14 protein-coding genes are annotated in these 16,657 nt (G+C 35.3%); 7 read left to right on the forward strand and 7 right to left on the reverse strand.

Annotated elements, in window-relative coordinates:
- Positions 1 to 3: 3 nt before the first annotated feature.
- From prfB to EGX70_RS04970, 3 genes are all read right to left on the reverse strand, one after another.
- A protein-coding gene (gene prfB / locus EGX70_RS04960) for a peptide chain release factor 2 (protein ID WP_011324939.1) occupies positions 4 to 1,102 on the reverse strand; the annotation gives its coding sequence in 2 pieces (ribosomal slippage) (positions 4 to 1,029 and positions 1,031 to 1,102; 1,098 coding nt in all).
- Positions 1,103 to 1,170: 68 nt separating this feature from the next.
- The gene (gene queG / locus EGX70_RS04965) at positions 1,171 to 2,295 is read right to left on the reverse strand and encodes a tRNA epoxyqueuosine(34) reductase QueG (protein ID WP_000351637.1); all 1,125 of its coding nucleotides are present in this window, start codon (positions 2,293 to 2,295) and stop codon (positions 1,171 to 1,173) included.
- A gap of 89 nt (positions 2,296 to 2,384) precedes the next feature.
- A complete protein-coding gene (locus EGX70_RS04970) occupies positions 2,385 to 4,316 on the reverse strand; it encodes a fructose-1,6-bisphosphatase (protein WP_000064640.1) in 1,932 nt (643 codons plus the stop codon).
- Positions 4,317 to 4,467: 151 nt separating this feature from the next.
- On the opposite strand from EGX70_RS04970, the gene EGX70_RS04975 reads away from it, so the two are divergent.
- On the forward strand, positions 4,468 to 5,328 hold the full coding sequence (locus EGX70_RS04975) for a metallophosphoesterase (RefSeq protein ID WP_123947972.1): 861 nt from the start codon (positions 4,468 to 4,470) through the stop codon (positions 5,326 to 5,328).
- A gap of 44 nt (positions 5,329 to 5,372) precedes the next feature.
- On the opposite strand, the gene EGX70_RS04980 is transcribed toward EGX70_RS04975, so the two are convergent.
- Both EGX70_RS04980 and EGX70_RS04985 read right to left on the reverse strand, forming a co-directional pair.
- Positions 5,373 to 8,057 carry a calcium-translocating P-type ATPase, PMCA-type gene (locus EGX70_RS04980; RefSeq protein WP_123947974.1) on the reverse strand — a complete coding sequence of 895 codons (2,685 nt, stop codon included), beginning with the start codon at positions 8,055 to 8,057 and terminating at the stop codon, positions 5,373 to 5,375.
- Positions 8,058 to 8,400: 343 nt separating this feature from the next.
- The gene (locus EGX70_RS04985) at positions 8,401 to 8,787 is read right to left on the reverse strand and encodes a DUF1934 domain-containing protein (RefSeq protein ID WP_000764120.1); all 387 of its coding nucleotides are present in this window, start codon (positions 8,785 to 8,787) and stop codon (positions 8,401 to 8,403) included.
- A 75-nt stretch (positions 8,788 to 8,862) separates the two neighbouring features.
- On the opposite strand from EGX70_RS04985, the gene EGX70_RS04990 reads away from it, so the two are divergent.
- The 6 genes from EGX70_RS04990 (at position 8,863) to EGX70_RS05015 (ending at position 15,879) form a co-directional block, all read left to right on the forward strand.
- A complete protein-coding gene (locus EGX70_RS04990) occupies positions 8,863 to 10,179 on the forward strand; it encodes an HD domain-containing protein (RefSeq protein WP_001003543.1) in 1,317 nt (438 codons plus the stop codon).
- A 70-nt stretch (positions 10,180 to 10,249) separates the two neighbouring features.
- Positions 10,250 to 11,062 (forward strand): sugar-phosphatase, encoded by an 813-nt coding sequence (yidA, locus tag EGX70_RS04995; RefSeq protein ID WP_000200668.1) that lies wholly within the window; start codon positions 10,250 to 10,252, stop codon positions 11,060 to 11,062.
- Complete coding sequence (locus tag EGX70_RS05000; protein ID WP_001865557.1) at positions 11,062 to 12,282, forward strand: aminoacyltransferase; 1,221 nt, start codon at positions 11,062 to 11,064, stop codon at positions 12,280 to 12,282. Before yidA ends, EGX70_RS05000 begins: the two co-directional genes overlap by 1 nt.
- 12 nt (positions 12,283 to 12,294) lie before the next feature.
- On the forward strand, positions 12,295 to 13,506 hold the full coding sequence (locus tag EGX70_RS05005) for an aminoacyltransferase (RefSeq protein ID WP_000285514.1): 1,212 nt from the start codon (positions 12,295 to 12,297) through the stop codon (positions 13,504 to 13,506).
- Between the two features lie 18 nt (positions 13,507 to 13,524).
- Positions 13,525 to 14,760, forward strand: a complete 1,236-nt coding sequence (locus EGX70_RS05010) for an aminoacyltransferase (protein WP_001185388.1) — start codon at positions 13,525 to 13,527, stop codon at positions 14,758 to 14,760.
- Between the two features lie 186 nt (positions 14,761 to 14,946).
- Complete coding sequence (locus tag EGX70_RS05015) at positions 14,947 to 15,879, forward strand: dihydroorotate oxidase (RefSeq protein WP_000254060.1); 933 nt, start codon at positions 14,947 to 14,949, stop codon at positions 15,877 to 15,879.
- Between the two features lie 43 nt (positions 15,880 to 15,922).
- Here the strand turns inward: EGX70_RS05015 and EGX70_RS05020 are convergent, their stop codons facing one another.
- Both EGX70_RS05020 and EGX70_RS05025 read right to left on the reverse strand, forming a co-directional pair.
- Entirely contained in the window at positions 15,923 to 16,120 is a 198-nt protein-coding gene (locus tag EGX70_RS05020) for a hypothetical protein (RefSeq protein ID WP_001290370.1), read from the reverse strand.
- 196 nt (positions 16,121 to 16,316) lie between these two features.
- A complete protein-coding gene (locus EGX70_RS05025) occupies positions 16,317 to 16,592 on the reverse strand; it encodes an HU family DNA-binding protein (protein WP_001284634.1) in 276 nt (91 codons plus the stop codon).
- Between the last annotated feature and the right edge of the window lie 65 nt (positions 16,593 to 16,657).

The following is a 16,657-nucleotide window of genomic DNA, read 5'->3' on the forward strand; positions in this document are numbered from 1 at the left end:
TTTTTAGTCTTCAATGCGCCACTTAAGGTAGGCATCAATAAAGCCATTGATTTCTCCATCCATAACCTTATCTACCTGAGCAAGCTCAAAGTTAGTACGATGATCCTTCACCATCGTATAAGGGGTGAAAACATAAGAACGAATCTGACTTCCCCAAGTGATTTCCTTTTTATCACCCTTAAGAGCATCTACTTCTTGTGCTTTCTTTTCTTGTTCTAACTGATATAGCTTAGCCTGCAACATCTTCATAGCGCGATCGCGGTTCCCATATTGAGTACGGTCAACGGTAGACGATACCACAATTCCAGTTGGAATATGCGTCAAACGAACACCTGTTGATACTTTATTGACGTTCTGACCACCAGCTCCTCCGGAACGGAAAGTATCCATTTTAATGTCATCATCACGTACTTCTACTTCAATCGTATCATCTAACTCTGGCATCACTTCAACTGAAGCAAATGAGGTATGACGACGTTTAGCCGAATCAAAAGGTGATATACGAACGAGGCGATGAACTCCCATTTCTGATTTCAACAAACCATAAGCATTGGGGCCTTCAAAAGAGAGGGTAACCGATTTAATACCAGCTTCATCCCCTGCTTGATAATCTAATACTTCTACTTTGAAACCATTAGCATTGCCAAAACGGGTATACATTCGTAAGAGTAAATCTCCCCAATCTTGCGCTTCAGTTCCTCCTGAACCAGGATGGATTTCTAAGATAGCATTATTGTGGTCATAAGGCTCAGATAAGAGAAGCGTCATTTCATAAGCACCCATTATCTTATCTAGCTGCATTAGATTTTCTTCTAATTCTTCTTTCAAAGAATCATCTTCGTCAAGCATCTCAAGTAAGAGTTCTGTTTCGTCAGATAATTCTTGCATATTATGGAAAGTATCATACTTACCTTTTAACTCATTCAGTTCTTGAGATGTCTTTTGCGCTGCAATATTGTCATTCCAAAAGTCTGGCTCAGTCATTTGATTTTCAAGAAGAGCAATCTCCTCTTCCAAACGATCTAAGTCAAAGAGACCTCCTGAAGCTAGTCAACTTCTCTTTATTTTCTACTATTTTTTGGCGAATTTCAGCCACTTCCATGAGATTTCTCCAATCTTTGTTAATCTGTTTTATTTTATCATAAGGTTCTTAAAAATACCATAAAAGGCTTAAAATTGCCATTTATGACGGATTAATTCCAACTCTTTTCGGCTATCTTCATCTTTTAAGGTTAAATTACTCATAAACTCCAGTATCTCATCGTTTGGTTTTTTGACAATTTCTCCCAATGCCCATATAGCTGTTGCAGTATGAATAGGGTTATTATTTTTATCAATAATCTCTATTAATTTGACCACTGCGGTTTTATCATGAGCATTTGCTAGCGCAATAATGGCATTACGCTGTAAAATATTTTTACCTCGCCAACTTCCAGCAATCATACCAAATTTTTCTTTAAATTGTCCATTTGATAAACTCAAAAATGGTATTAATTCTGGTTGAGCCAACTCAGGATCAATCTCTGTCGCCAATGGATTATTTATACCTTTGTTATAAGGACAGCAAATTTGGCAAATATCACAACCATAGATAACTGTTTTAATCTTTTTTCGAAACTCTATGTCCATCATTCCCTTATCTTGGGTTTGAAATGATAGACAACGCTTGGCATTCATTGAGCCATCACCAATTAAACAAGAAGTTGGACAGGCATCTAGACAACGACGACAGTCACCACAATCATAATCGACAGGCTTGTCTGGCTCGATCTCTAAATTGGTAATTAATTCTCCCAAAAACATATAAGAGCCATATTCTTTAGAAATAACTAGACCATTTTTTCCTATAAAACCAATACCTGCTCTTTGGGCAACTGCAGTATCAACTAAAGCTCCAGTATCGACCATTGCTTTTTGTTGCAAAGGAAAATCTCGACAGAGCTCTTCAATGCCTTTTGATAGTCTGTCTAACTTTTCGCCGACCACATAATGATAATCAAGCCCCCACGAATTAGGTGTAATTTTTCCTCGTTTATAAGATGTTTTTTGAGGTTGCTGAGGAAGTTTGTGAGGATAAGCAACGCCAATTGAAATAATCGTTTTAGCCGATTCTAAAAGCCTTTCAGGGTAGATACGATCCTCTATGACTTTATGTTCAAATCCTGAATTGCGCCCCTCTTCCACAGAAGCACGCAATGACTTTTCCAAATAATCAAAGTTATCTGCCGTCGTAAAACCAATTTTAGAGATACCAATTTCTTTTGCTAATTTTTGAATTTCTGCCTTTATGTCCATAATATTATTTTAAGTCAATTTAATAAAAGAGACAAGGTAAGAAACTGAAAAATTAAATCCTACATATCAATTAGTAAATTACTTAAACACTAGTCATCATATTCCTGAAAATGACGATAAAGGTGATCTAAGTCTTTAATCTCTTTGGTTAACTTTTGTCCAATAGTTGTATCTTTTACAAGAATCCTATCCTTGGCTTCTTCTACTAATCGCTTCGTATCAATGATATAGTTGGTTCCACTTAAAACTTCCTCAATGGATGTAAAAGGAAGGTGTGAAATTAATTGTATCCCATAGCTATTATAAATCAAAGTGTAGCCAGCTAAACCTGTATTTTTCTGATAACCTTTGGCAAAGCCACCATCAATTACTAACATCTTACCATTTGCTTTTATCGGTTGCTCACCATTTTTTTCTTTGACTGGCGTATGACCATTGACAATATGCCCAAACTTAGGCAAATCAAACTCTTGTAAAAGAGCAGTGCAAATATCATCTTTATCTCTCAGTTTAAAGTAGGGATTTTTTCTTTCTTGATGAGTTACTTTGTCGGAAACATAATAGCGCTCAAAAGTAGTCATGGCATTCTTACCAAAAAGAGAAGAATTTTCACCACACCAAAGATACCAAATGATATCTGTCGCCAAATCATCATGTTTCTCTGGTCTAGCATATGCTAGACGTATTTGACTTTCAAATAAATCCAGTAAATCCCTACCACCATAAGTTTTTCCTGCAATTTTAAAGCTTTTAAAATCACCATTACTATGCATTGGTATGCAACCATGGAATAAAAGATTATCATTATATGTTAAATACATACTTCCTTTTTCAAATAGGAAATCAATATGTTTCTTTAAACTTTCAGAAGTCTGGAAGGCTATCATCAATTGTTGTAAAAGCTCTTCTTCCTCACTTGTTAATCGACTGGGATTTTTCGAATCAATGCATCTACTATTAAAATCTTTAAGTTGATGCACAACTTCCTTAATAGATATACTTAAATCTTTATAATTTACCTGGTTAATAAGTTGCCGATTATGCATTTGAAATTCTGGACGCCTGTCAATCAATTGGGCTTCCAATTTAAACTGTAAAATTGCTGTTGCTTGTTGTATCATATTTAACAAGTCTAGTTCATCTGGATGAGTCATTTCCTCTCCATCTAATATAGGAACGAAAGAAGGTAGAGGTTCATAGTAACGGCGTGAGTAATCAACCAAGCGACGCAAATTGATACCATATCGGTCTTCAATTAAAGTAATATTATTATAACGTGCAGCAATACGGATAACATTTACCATACAAAGGTAAGAACCAGATGCTGCTCCCATCCAAGTGACATCATGGTTCCCCCATTGGATATCCAAATTTGGAAAAGCCATTAACCTATTCAAGATACGATCAGGATACCTACCACGATCGTAAATATCCCCTACAACATGTAAATGGTCAATAATCAAAACTTGAATTGTTTGGGACAATACTATAATTAAATCTTCTACTTGGTCTAATTCAAATAATTTTTCAATAATAGTATCAAAATAGCTTTTCTTCTCTGGGTTACGGTCAATCTCAGCTAAAAGTTCTTCGATAATGTAAGCAAACTTACCTGACAATTGCTTACGTACTTTAGATTTTGTATATTTACTAGAAAAATATTTTAAAACTTGTATTTGTAACGGAATCATTTCCCATAACTTCGTTTTATAAGCACTTGCTGACAAGTTCATTTTATCGAAGGCTAATTTTTCCTTTGGGTAATAAAGCAGTATACAAAAATCATCTAAATCAACAGCAACTATTTTCTGCCAATCAAAACAGTCTAATAATTTAGCTCTAATAGACCCTGCACCTGTCCGTAAGAGATAATCAACAGCATCGTATTCCCCGTGTAAATCACTAATAAAATACTCCGTCCCTTTGGGTAATTGACAAATAGCTTCTAAATTGATCATTTCTGTTACGATATCTTCTTTTCGAGGAAATTTTTCTTTCAAGAGCTTATAAAAATTAGACATGAGACCTCCTTAAGGCACCTTAAATATAAAACTTCTAAACACACTTATGAAAGCGCATTCTACAATGACATATCTATTATAGAATGACTCTAAAACTATTTCAAAAATTTACTGTTTAACTCTTTGAACTACAATATGGTACAATACCCTTATGACCAAACTTGCTATCATGAGTGATTTACATATTGACCTCAATCATTTTTCTACCTTTGAGACGAAAACGTTAATTAATTTGCTTAAGAAAGAAAAAATTGATCACCTCCATATCGCTGGAGATATATCTAATCATTTTACTAAAGATACACTTCCCTTTATCAATAACTTAAAAAAGCATATTAAACTTAGCTATAATTTAGGAAACCATGATATGCTTGATTTAACAGAAACAGAAATCCAACGTCTTGACTTTCAAACCTATCGATTTGACAAAAAAATGCTACTAGCTTTTCATGGCTGGTATGATTACAGCTTTTCAAATAATAGAGACATCAAGGATGTTGAAAAATTTAAAAAGACTTTTTGGTTTGATAGACGTTTAAAACGTCCAAATAATGATGTAACTATCCAAGCATCAATTTTAAAACGCTTAGACGAAATATTAGCAAAAGTCGATTCTTCAAATATCATTATTGCTATGCACTTTGTTCCCCATAAACAATTCACGATGACTCATCCTAGATTCTCTCCTTTTAATGCTTTTTTGGGGAGTCAGGCTTATCATGATTTATTCCAAAAATATCATATCAAAGATGTTGTTTTTGGTCATGCACACCGCTCATTTGGCGACGTTAAAATTGGAGAGACTACTTATCATTCTAGACCACTTGGATATATTAGAGAATGGAATTTAACTATTGACTTTGTCAATCAGAATCCCAATCATAACCCTAATTTAACCTGGAATCTTAGCAAAAGGTATAATGCCGTTAAGCATTTGGATAGTTTTGAAAACTATCCAAAAAAATATTTTGAAGACGAATTACGCAACTCTATGACAATATTTGATTGCTAAAAAACTCACTTAGATATTCTAAGTGAGTTTTTTTATCAGCTAAACTAAATAGCTTTTTCGTCTTGTCCTAATTTACGTTGGATAAATTTAACAATTTCCGTTAACACTACCATCAATAAACTTCCGATAACTACAGTTAACCATTGTGTTGAACTTAAATGAGTTACATGGAAAAGTTTATTAAATCCAGGAACAACAATAGTCACCATCAAAAGAATGAAAGCTACTGGAATAGACCAGTTAAAGGTTCTATTTTTAAAAGCTCCAACTGTAAAGATTGATTGGTAAACTGACTTAACGTTAAATGCATGTACCAATTGGATTAAACCAAGCGTTGCAAAGGCCATCGTAAGGGCATCTGCGTGAATCATGCGATAACCAGCATGTTCTGGATACATCAATGCCCAACCATAGACACCAAGTACTAAGATAGTTTGTAAAATACCTTGATAGATAATAGCTCCCATAACACCACCATCAAAGAAGTTTGACTGGCGACCACGAGGTTTATGTGTCATAACTCCTGGTTCAGCTGGCTCAACTCCAAGAGCGATGGCTGGAAGAGTATCTGTTACCAAGTTAATCCAAAGAAGGTGAACCGGTGCAAGTACATCCCATCCTAATAAAGTTGCAAAGAAAATTGTAAATACCTCTGCCATGTTGGCTGAAAGAAGATACTGAATAGATTTTTGGATATTTGAGAAGACTTTACGTCCTTCCTCAACAGCCACAATAATAGTTGCAAAATTATCATCAGCAAGGACCATATCAGAAGCACCTTTGGAAACTTCCGTACCAGTTATTCCCATACCAATACCAATATCTGCTGTTTTTAGCGATGGAGCATCATTAACACCATCACCAGTCATGGCAACGACTTTGCCATCGTTTTGCCAAGCTTTCACGATACGCACTTTATGTTCAGGAGAAACACGTGCATAGACAGAATATTGTTTAAATACTTTTTGAAACTCTTCATCACTTAATTCATTAAGTTCAGCACCCGTAAAGACATGATCTTCTGTGTCATTTGCATCAATAATACCTAGACGCTTTGCAATAGCTTCTGCAGTATCTTGATGGTCCCCGGTAATCATAATCGGACGAATTCCTGCTTCTTTAGCAACTCGAACAGCTTCTGCCGCTTCTGGACGCTCAGGGTCAATCATTCCCACTAAACCTGAGAATACTAAATCTGACTCAACAATATCAGTCTCTAAAGTTGGAATTTGTGTTTCATATTTATAAGCCATCATCAAGACACGAAGAGCTTGTTTTGCGAGTTCTTTATTGGTATTTAGGATAGCCTCTTTATCTTCAGCCGTGATATCACGAACCAAGCCATTATCTTCAATTTTAGTAACTCGTTTTAATAATTGATCAGGAGCACCCTTGACTGCGATAAAGTAGCGACCATCTGATTCTTTATGAATCGTAGACATTAACTTACGATCTGAATCAAATGGTAACTCAGCTACACGTGGTTCATTTTTCCAAACTTCACGGACATCAAAATTCTTATCTAAACCAAATTGTACCAGTGCAGTCTCTGTTGGGTCACCAATTAATTTTCCTGAAGGATCAATCTTAGTATCGTTGGAGAAATTCATAATACGTAAAGTGTTATTATCAACTGAAATTTCTTCCGAAGATGATTGGAGAACACCATTAGTATACACTTTTTCGACAGTCATTTGATTCATTGTCAGAGTTCCAGTCTTATCTGATGCAATGATTTCTGTAGAACCTAAAGTTTCAACTGCAGGGAGTTTACGAACGATAGAATTGCGTTTAGCAAGAGTTTTTGTTCCCATTGATAAGACAATCGTAACAATTGCAGGAAGCCCTTCTGGAATAGCTGCAACTGCTAAAGCAACTGAAGTCATCAATCCTTCAATCCAACCTTCTTTACGGACAAATATCCCCACTAAGAAAGTAATAACCGCAATAATCACGATTAAGTAAGTCAATAATTTAGAAAGTTGAACTAAACTTTGTTTCAATGGTGTTTCAGATTCATCAGCATTTGCCAACATGTCCGCAATTTTACCAACTTCAGTATACATCCCTGTGTTAGTAACAACACCATATCCTCGACCATACGTGACATTTGAATTTTGATACGCCATATTCACACGGTCACCAATACCTGCATCCTCTGCTACTACTTGAGATATGTCTTTCTCAACAGGTACTGACTCACCAGTTAGAGCTGCTTCTTCAATTTTTAGAGACGCGGCTTCTAAAAGTCGTAAATCTGCGGGAACAACATCTCCTGCTTCTAACATAACGAGGTCACCAGGAACTAGTTCTTTAGAATCCACCTCAATAGTATGACCATCACGACGAACACGCGCAATTGGGCTTGACATATCTTTGAGGGCTTCAATAGCTGCTTCGGCTTGCCCCTCTTGATAAACACCAAAAGCTGCATTTAAGATAACAACCGCCAAGATAATCAATGCATCCGTTAAGCCATGCATACCTTCCGTAATAACAGAGAGAGCTGCAGCAACCAGTAAGATAATAATCATTAAATCTTTGAATTGGTCAAAAAACTTAGCTATTAGACTACGTTTTTTCCCTTCTTCAAGCTCATTGCGACCATACATCTCTAAGCGATTTTTCGCTTCTGTCGTTGATAATCCTTCACGAGAAGATTCTAAAGACGTTAGAACCTCTTCTTGACCTTGTGTGTAAAACAAGGATTTTTTCTGTTCTTTTAACAAAACCTTTCCTCCTTTGGTCTCTCCACAAACAAAAAGAGACCTGTTTTTATGAAAACAAGTCTCGCTGTTTAAGACAACGCCGGAAATTTCTTTCGTAATGACGACATTGCCACGGTAAACCGTCTGCTACTCCCTTGATATGTTAATCATTGTAACAGAAAAAAATCCATTTTTCAATTAATTATCCTTGCTATCACTAATAATCTCAAGGGAAAAAACGAAGTTCATCTAGTCGAAATAAACCACACTGCAGTTTATCAAATAAATGGCTCTCATAAAGAGATCCCAGCGTCTTCAGTAAACGAAATTCATAACGACTACTCTTTTGTTAATGGTAGTTATCTTAATACCATTGAATCCTTAATTCATAATTTGCAAAACAGTCTCCTGTCTCCGTTTGCTTAAGGACATAATTGATATGCAACCTTTGCTGTGACAAATCAAACTGATAGTGACTTGTCTCTGTAATCAAATGTTGAACACCAAGTGGAGTGGGGATATTAACCAAAGCAGGCGTTTCACGATGAAAACGCATTACAGACTTAGGATTTGAAAACCTCGTCATAAGCAATTCCTCATGATTTGCCTTAATAACTACCCTCTCGCCCTCAGCATTAATATAATTCAAATAAACGTAACTTCCTTTTTCAATAAATTGACAATCGTGAATCTCATGAATCATTTCGGTTTCGTTGTCAATTTGAATGTTATTGTTAATTTCTAGTTTCATGACTTCTCTCACTTCTTTTATCCTTCTATTCTACCAATTTCTGACTCAAGTTTCAATTTTTGCTATAATATATATATGAATGAAAAAGTATTTCGTGACCCCGTTCACACTTATATCCATGTAAATAATCAAGTCATATATGACTTGATTAACACTAAAGAATTTCAACGTTTACGACGCATTAAACAAACCTCAACGACTTCTTTTACCTTCCATGGTGCAGAGCATAGTCGTTTTTCACATTGTCTCGGAGTTTATGAACTGGCTCGTAAAGTTACAGAAATCTTTGATGAACATTATTCTGATCTTTGGAATAAAAATGAGTCCCTGCTAACGATGGCTGCCGCCCTACTACATGATATCGGACATGGCGCATATTCTCATACATTTGAGCGTCTCTTCAATACTGATCATGAAGCTTACACTCAGGAAATCATCACCAATCCTACCACAGAGATTAATGCTATTTTACGAAAGGTGGCTCCTGATTTTCCTGATAAAGTAGCTAGTGTTATTAATCATAGCTACCCCAATAAACAAGTTGTTCAATTAATTTCTAGTCAAATTGATTGTGATCGAATGGACTATCTTCTCAGAGATTCTTACTACACTGCTGCTAGCTATGGACAATTTGATTTAACACGAATTTTACGCGTTATTAGACCAACCGATTCTGGAATTGCTTTTGCTCGTAACGGGATGCACGCTGTGGAAGATTATATTGTTAGTCGCTTCCAAATGTATATGCAAGTTTATTTCCATCCAGCCAGTCGTGCTATGGAATTACTCTTACAAAATTTACTAAAACGTGCTCGCTTCTTATTTGATACCCATCGCGATTTTTTTGAACAAACTTCTCCAAATCTTATTCCTTTCTTCACGGATCAATATGATTTACAAGATTATTTAGCCCTAGATGATGGGGTAATGAATACTTACTTCCAATCTTGGATGCAAGCTGATGATAACATTTTGGCAGATTTAGCTAATCGTTTTATCAATCGAAAAGTCTTTAAATCAATTACCTTTGAAGAGTCTGATAAAGAAAATCTAGTTAAAATGAAAGAACTAGTCTCACAGGTTGGTTTTGATCCCGATTATTACACTGGTGTCCATGCTAATTTTGACTTACCTTACGATGTTTATCGGCCTGAACATTCAAATCCACGAACAGAAATTCAAATTATCCAAAAGAATGGACAACTTGCTGAATTATCAAGCTTATCACCGATTGTAAAAGCATTAACTGGATCTAATTATGGTGATCAACGTTTTTATTTTCCAAAAGAAATGTTGACATTAGATAGCCTATTTTCAAGTACAAAAGAAGAATTTCAATCTTATATCACAAATGAGCATTTGACACTCACGAAAGATAATAGCCATTCATGACAAACCCTTTATTTTTTAGTAAGATATAAGGTGAGTATTTTAGGATATTGAATAAAGAGTGGGAGATAAAATGACTTCAATTAAACTTGTTGCCGTAGATATTGACGGCACCCTATTAAATAGTAAGCGTGAAATTACACCTGAAGTGGCTAAAGCTGTTCAAGAAGCAAAATCAAAAGGCGTTAAAATTGTTATTGCTACAGGACGTCCAATCATCGGAGTCCAAGATCTTTTAGAAGAATTGAAACTCAATGAAGAGGGAGATTATGTTATCACCTTTAACGGCGGTCTAGTTCAAGACACAGCCACAGGAGATGACATCATCAAAGAAACCTTAACCTATGAAGACTATCTGGATTTCGAACTGTTAGCGCGTAAATTAGGCGTCCACATGCACGCCATTACAAAAGAAGGAATTTACACAGCAAATCGTGATATTGGTAAATATACAATACACGAAGTAACTTTAGTTAATATGCCGCTCTTCTATCGTACTCCTGAAGAAATGGGAGACAAAGAAATCATTAAACTAATGATGATTGATCAACCTGACATCTTAGATGCAGCAATTGCTAAAATTCCAAAAAAAGTTCTCGATAACTACACTATTGTAAAATCAACTCCTTTTTATTTAGAAATTTTACCCAAAAACGTTAATAAAGGCACTGCACTTCTCCACCTTGCAGAGAAAATGGGATTAACTGTAGATCAAACAATGGCTATTGGTGATGAAGAAAATGACCGTGCTATGCTTGAAGTTGTTGGAAATCCTGTTGTTATGCAAAACGGCAATCCTGAACTAAAAAAAATAGCAAAATATATCACCAAATCAAACGAGGAAAGTGGCGTAGCCTACGCACTACGTGAATGGGTAATAAACTGATGTATCATGTTACCGTTGGAATATCCGAAAAAGAATATGATGCCTTTGCTATTGCATCGTCTCAAACCAATCTCCTCCACTCTTCAAAGTGGGCACAAGTAAAATCAAATTGGCAAAATGAACGTTTAGGCTTTTATAAAGATGACCAATTAGTTGCTGTAGCTAGCATCTTAATTAAATCATTACCACTTGGTTTTACAATGCTTTATATTCCACGTGGACCTATTATGGACTACAGCAATAAAGAATTAGTTAACTTTGTGTTAAAAACACTAAAAAACTTTGGACGAAAGAAACGTGCTGTTTTTGCAAAATTCGATCCAGCACTTCTTCTACGTCAATATCACCTTAAAGAAGAGAATGTCGCCGAAGAGATAGATGAAAGTAGACAGGCAATTGATAATCTTAAGTCAGCAGGTGCCCAATGGATAGGTCCAACGAAAGCCATTTCCGAAACCATCCAACCTCGTTTTCAAGCGAATATCTATACCAAAGCAAATATAGAAGAAAACTTTCCAAAACACACTAAACGTCTGATAAAAGATGCAAAGCATCGCGGTGTTCAAATTTATCGTGCCAACATTGATGATTTACCTAAATTCGCCACGGTTGTAGCATTAACCGAGAATCGTAAAGGTGTAGCTTTACGTAATGAAAACTATTTCCATCAACTAATGACAATTTATGGAGAAGATGCCTATCTCTATTTAGCTAAAGTCAATCTTCCTAAAAGATTAGCGCAATTTAAAGAACAACTTCTTCAAATCCAAAAAGATTTATCAGAAACTCCATCCCATCAAAAAAGTCGCCTGACAAGGCTAAATCAACAAGAAGCTTCTGTTAAACAATATATCCTTGAATTTCAGGAGTTTAGCAAGAAATATCCAGATGAGCCTGTCATTGCAGGAATTTTGTCCATTCGTTTTGGCAATGTCCTGGAGATGTTGTATGCTGGTATGGATGATAGCTTCCGTAAATTTTATCCACAGTATCTCTTGAATGCTAGGGTGTTCGAAGATGCTTTCAAAAACGATATTGTATCTGCTAATCTAGGCGGTGTCGAGGGAAGTCTTAACGATGGTTTAACAAAATTTAAAAGTAACTTCAATCCAATGTTTGAAGAATATATTGGCGAGTTTAATCTAGCAATCAATCCATTATTATATAAATTGGCCAACCTAGCCTATACTATTCGAAAAAAACAAAGACACTCTCACTAAGAAAGGAAACTCATGTATAGAGAAATTACCGCTGTCGAACACGATCGCTTTGTGAGCGAATCCAACCAAACAAACCTACTTCAATCTTCTAATTGGCCCAAAGTAAAAGACAACTGGGGTAGTCAATTACTTGGCTTTTTTGACGGTGAAACCCAAATTGCCAGCGCTAGTATTCTCATCAAATCACTTCCTCTTGGCTTCTCCATGCTATATATTCCGCGTGGACCAATCATGGATTACTCCAATCTAGATATTGTAACTAAGGTCCTTAAGGACCTTAAAGCTTTTGGCAAAAAACAAAGAGCTCTCTTTATCAAGTGTGATCCTCTCATCTATTTAAAAATGGTCAATGCCAAAGATTTTGAAAATTCGCCCGATGAAAAAGAAGGGTTAATCGCCATTGATCATTTACAGCGTGCAGGTGCTGATTGGACTGGTCGGACAACAGATTTAGCTCATACTATCCAACCACGTTTTCAGGCAAACCTATATGCTAATCAATTTGGACTTGATAAAATGTCTAAAAAAACTCGTCAAGCTATTCGAACTTCCAAAAATAAGGGAGTAGATATACAATTTGGTAGCCATGAACTACTTGAAGATTTTGCAGAGTTGATGAAAAAAACGGAAGACCGTAAAGGGATAAATCTTAGAGGAATTGACTACTACCAAAAACTCCTTGATACGTATCCTAATAACTCATACATCACAATGGCTTCGCTAGATGTTGCAAAACGATTAGAAAAAATAGAAAAAGAATGTCAGATAGCCCAATCTGAAAGAATAAAATCACTTGAACTTAATCGTGAGAAAAAAGTTAAACAACACCAAGGTACGATTGATCGATTAAATAAAGAAATTGATTTTCTCAAAGAAGCTCAAAAAGCCTATGACCGAGACATTATTCCATTGGCTGCAACCCTCACTCTAGAATTTGGTAATACATCAGAAAATATTTATGCTGGTATGGACGATTACTTTAAATCTTATTCTGCTCCTATTTACACTTGGTTTGAAACAGCTCAAAGGGCTTTTGAACGTGGAAATATTTGGCAAAATATGGGGGGGATTGAGAATGACTTATCTGGTGGTTTATATCATTTTAAGTCTAAGTTCGAACCAATCATTGAGGAATTTATTGGAGAATTTAACATTCCAGTGAACAGATTGCTTTATAAAGCCTCTAATTATGTCTATGCCTTACGCAAAAAACGTAATAGCTAGTTAGGAAAGGATACTTTTATGGCGCTTAAAGAATTAACAGCTAAAGAGTTCGAAAGTTATTCAGGAAATTACGATTTACAATCGTTTATGCAAACCCCTGAGATGGCAAAGCTTCTAAAAAAACGTGGGTATGACATTACCTACATGGGCTACCAAATCGATGGGAAAATGGAAATCATCAGTATTGTTTATACCATCCCAATGACTGGTGGACTTCATATGGAAGTCAATTCTGGTCCAGCCCATTCCAATTCTAAATATCTGAAACATTTTTATAAAGAACTACAGAACTATGCCAAATCTCAGGGCGCTTTAGAATTATTAATTAAACCTTATGATACCTACCAAGAGTTTACTGGTGAAGGTAAGCCTAAAGGTGCACCGAACACCTATCTTATTGATGACCTGACTAGTATAGGTTATCACCACGATGGGCTTCATATTGGTTATCCTGGCGGTGAACCTGATTGGCATTATGTTAAAAATCTAGAAGGTATCACTCCTCAAAATCTTCTTAAATCTTTCTCTAAAAAAGGACGCCCCTTGGTTAAGAAAGCCATGTCTTTTGGTATAAAAATACGTGTCCTCAAGCGGGAAGAACTACATATCTTTAAGGATATTACTTCTTCTACTTCTGATCGCCGGGACTATATGGATAAATCTCTAGATTATTATCAAGATTTTTATGATAGTTTCGGAGATAAGGCGGAATTTGTCATTGCAACTCTAAACTTTAGGGAATATGATCATAACCTACAATTAAATGCAAAGAAATTGGAAGAACAGATTACAGTCCTTGATAATCACCATCAAAATAATACAGATTCTGCCAAATACCATCGTCAACGTACTGAGCTTGTCAATCAACTAGCTAGTTTAGATAAACGTCGCAAAGAAGTCGAACCTTTTATTCAAAAATTTGGAAATCAAGATGTTGTTTTAGCTGGTAGCCTCTTTATTTATAGCCCGAAAGAAACTGTCTATCTTTTCTCTGGCTCATACACAGAATTTAATAAATTTTATGCGCCTGCAGTTCTTCAAGAATATGTTATGCAAGAGGCTTTAAAGCGTCAATCAACTTTCTATAATTTTTTAGGTATTCAAGGAAATTTTGATGGTTCAGATGGCGTACTTCGCTTTAAACAGAATTTTAATGGTTACATTGTTCGTAAAATGGGTACTTTCCGCTACTATCCAAATCCATTAAAATATAAGAGTATTCAATTACTAAAGAAAATCTTACGCCGAACATAAAAAATAAGCTTACATAAGCTTATTTTTTATGCATTATAGAAAGCATCATTTATTTCTTTACTATTATTGTTTATACAAACAATAATGTTCGTTATTTAGCGAAATTTTATTACCATTATCATTATTTTCTTGCAGCTCTATTAATCAAGTGATAAAATAGTAAAAATTTATCTTCAGGAGGATATTATGGTATCGCTAAAAACGGAAATTGCTGGTTTTAGTTTTGACAATTGTTTGATGAATGCAGCGGGTATTTATTGTATGACTAAGGAAGAGTTATTAGCTATTGAAAATTCTGAAGCTGGTTCCTTTGTTACAAAAACAGGTACCCTTGAAGCTAGAGAGGGAAACCCTCAACCACGTTATGCAGATACTGACTGGGGATCAATTAATTCTATGGGACTCCCTAATAAAGGTATTGACTATTATCTTGATTTCGTGACTGAATTACAAGATCAAGACAATAGCAAAAATCACGTTTTATCATTAGTAGGTTTATCACCAGAAGAGACACATATTATTCTTAAAAAGGTTGAAAACAGTAATTACAATGGCCTAATAGAGTTAAATTTATCGTGCCCAAATGTTCCTGGAAAACCTCAAATTGCTTATGATTTTGAAATGACTGACCTCATCCTTTCAGAAATCTTTAGCTATTATCAAAAGCCATTGGGCATCAAATTACCACCTTACTTTGATATCGTTCACTTTGATCAAGCAGCTACAATTTTTAACAAATATCCTTTAGCTTTTATTAACTGTGTTAATTCTATCGGAAATGGACTTGTTATTGATGATGAAACTGTCGTTATAAAGCCTAAAAATGGCTTTGGAGGTATCGGTGGGGATTTTATCAAGCCTACCGCCTTAGCTAACGTCCATGCTTTCTACAAACGTTTAAATCCTTCAATTAAAATTATCGGAACAGGTGGTGTTAAAAACGGCCGTGATGCCTTTGAACACATTCTATGTGGAGCTAGTATGGTCCAAATCGGAACCGCTTTACAAAAAGAAGGACCAGAAATTTTTCAGCGTGTAAGCAGAGAATTAAAAGAAATAATGGCTGATAAAGGCTATCAATCATTGGAGGATTTTCGAGGACAACTTAATTACCTTTAAAAATAATAAAAGAGCAAACCTTGTTTGCTCTTTTATATTGATTTTACCAATCTTTATCAAATTCACGTTCTTCACGTTCCTCGGGTGTTAAATCATCCTTTACAGGCTTTGTTATGATGTTTCCTTCATTATCTACTTTAGGTTTTATCGTATTCATATATAACTTTAACAGAGCTATCTTTATAATAGCGATAATAACAAAAGCAATAAGGATAATTAATAGTATAGCTTTTTCTGACATTCTCTTTCGCAACCTCTCTTTTAACTTATCTTTTAGGAATTATAACATCACAGTTAAGATAATTCAAGGGTATGCTCTAACACATTTGAAACTCTAAATTCCTTTAATCTCTCTAGTCATTTATTGAGTATTGGATATAAAAAAGAACCTTGTCGCTATCAATAAACATTGATATGACAAGGTTTTTCTAGACGAATTATTTAACAGCGTCTTTAAGAGCTTTACCAGCTTTAAATGCTGGAACTTTTGATGCTGCAATTTCGATTTCTGCACCAGTTTGTGGGTTACGACCTTTACGAGCTGCACGTTCACGAACTTCAAAGTTACCAAAACCGATTAATTGTACTTTTTCACCTTCAGCAAGGTAATCTGCTACAGCTGCAAAAACTGCATCTACTGCTGCTGCTGAATCTTTTTTAGTTAATTCTGTAGCTTCTGCTACTTTTGCAATTAAATCTTGTTTGTTAGCCATGTTAACAAATCCTCCAAATAAATTCTAAACTTATACAACATAAGTTTTAACAGATTATATGATAT

This window comes from Streptococcus sp. FDAARGOS_522, assembly GCF_003812445.1.
In the GTDB taxonomy this organism is placed as follows: domain Bacteria; phylum Bacillota; class Bacilli; order Lactobacillales; family Streptococcaceae; genus Streptococcus; species Streptococcus agalactiae.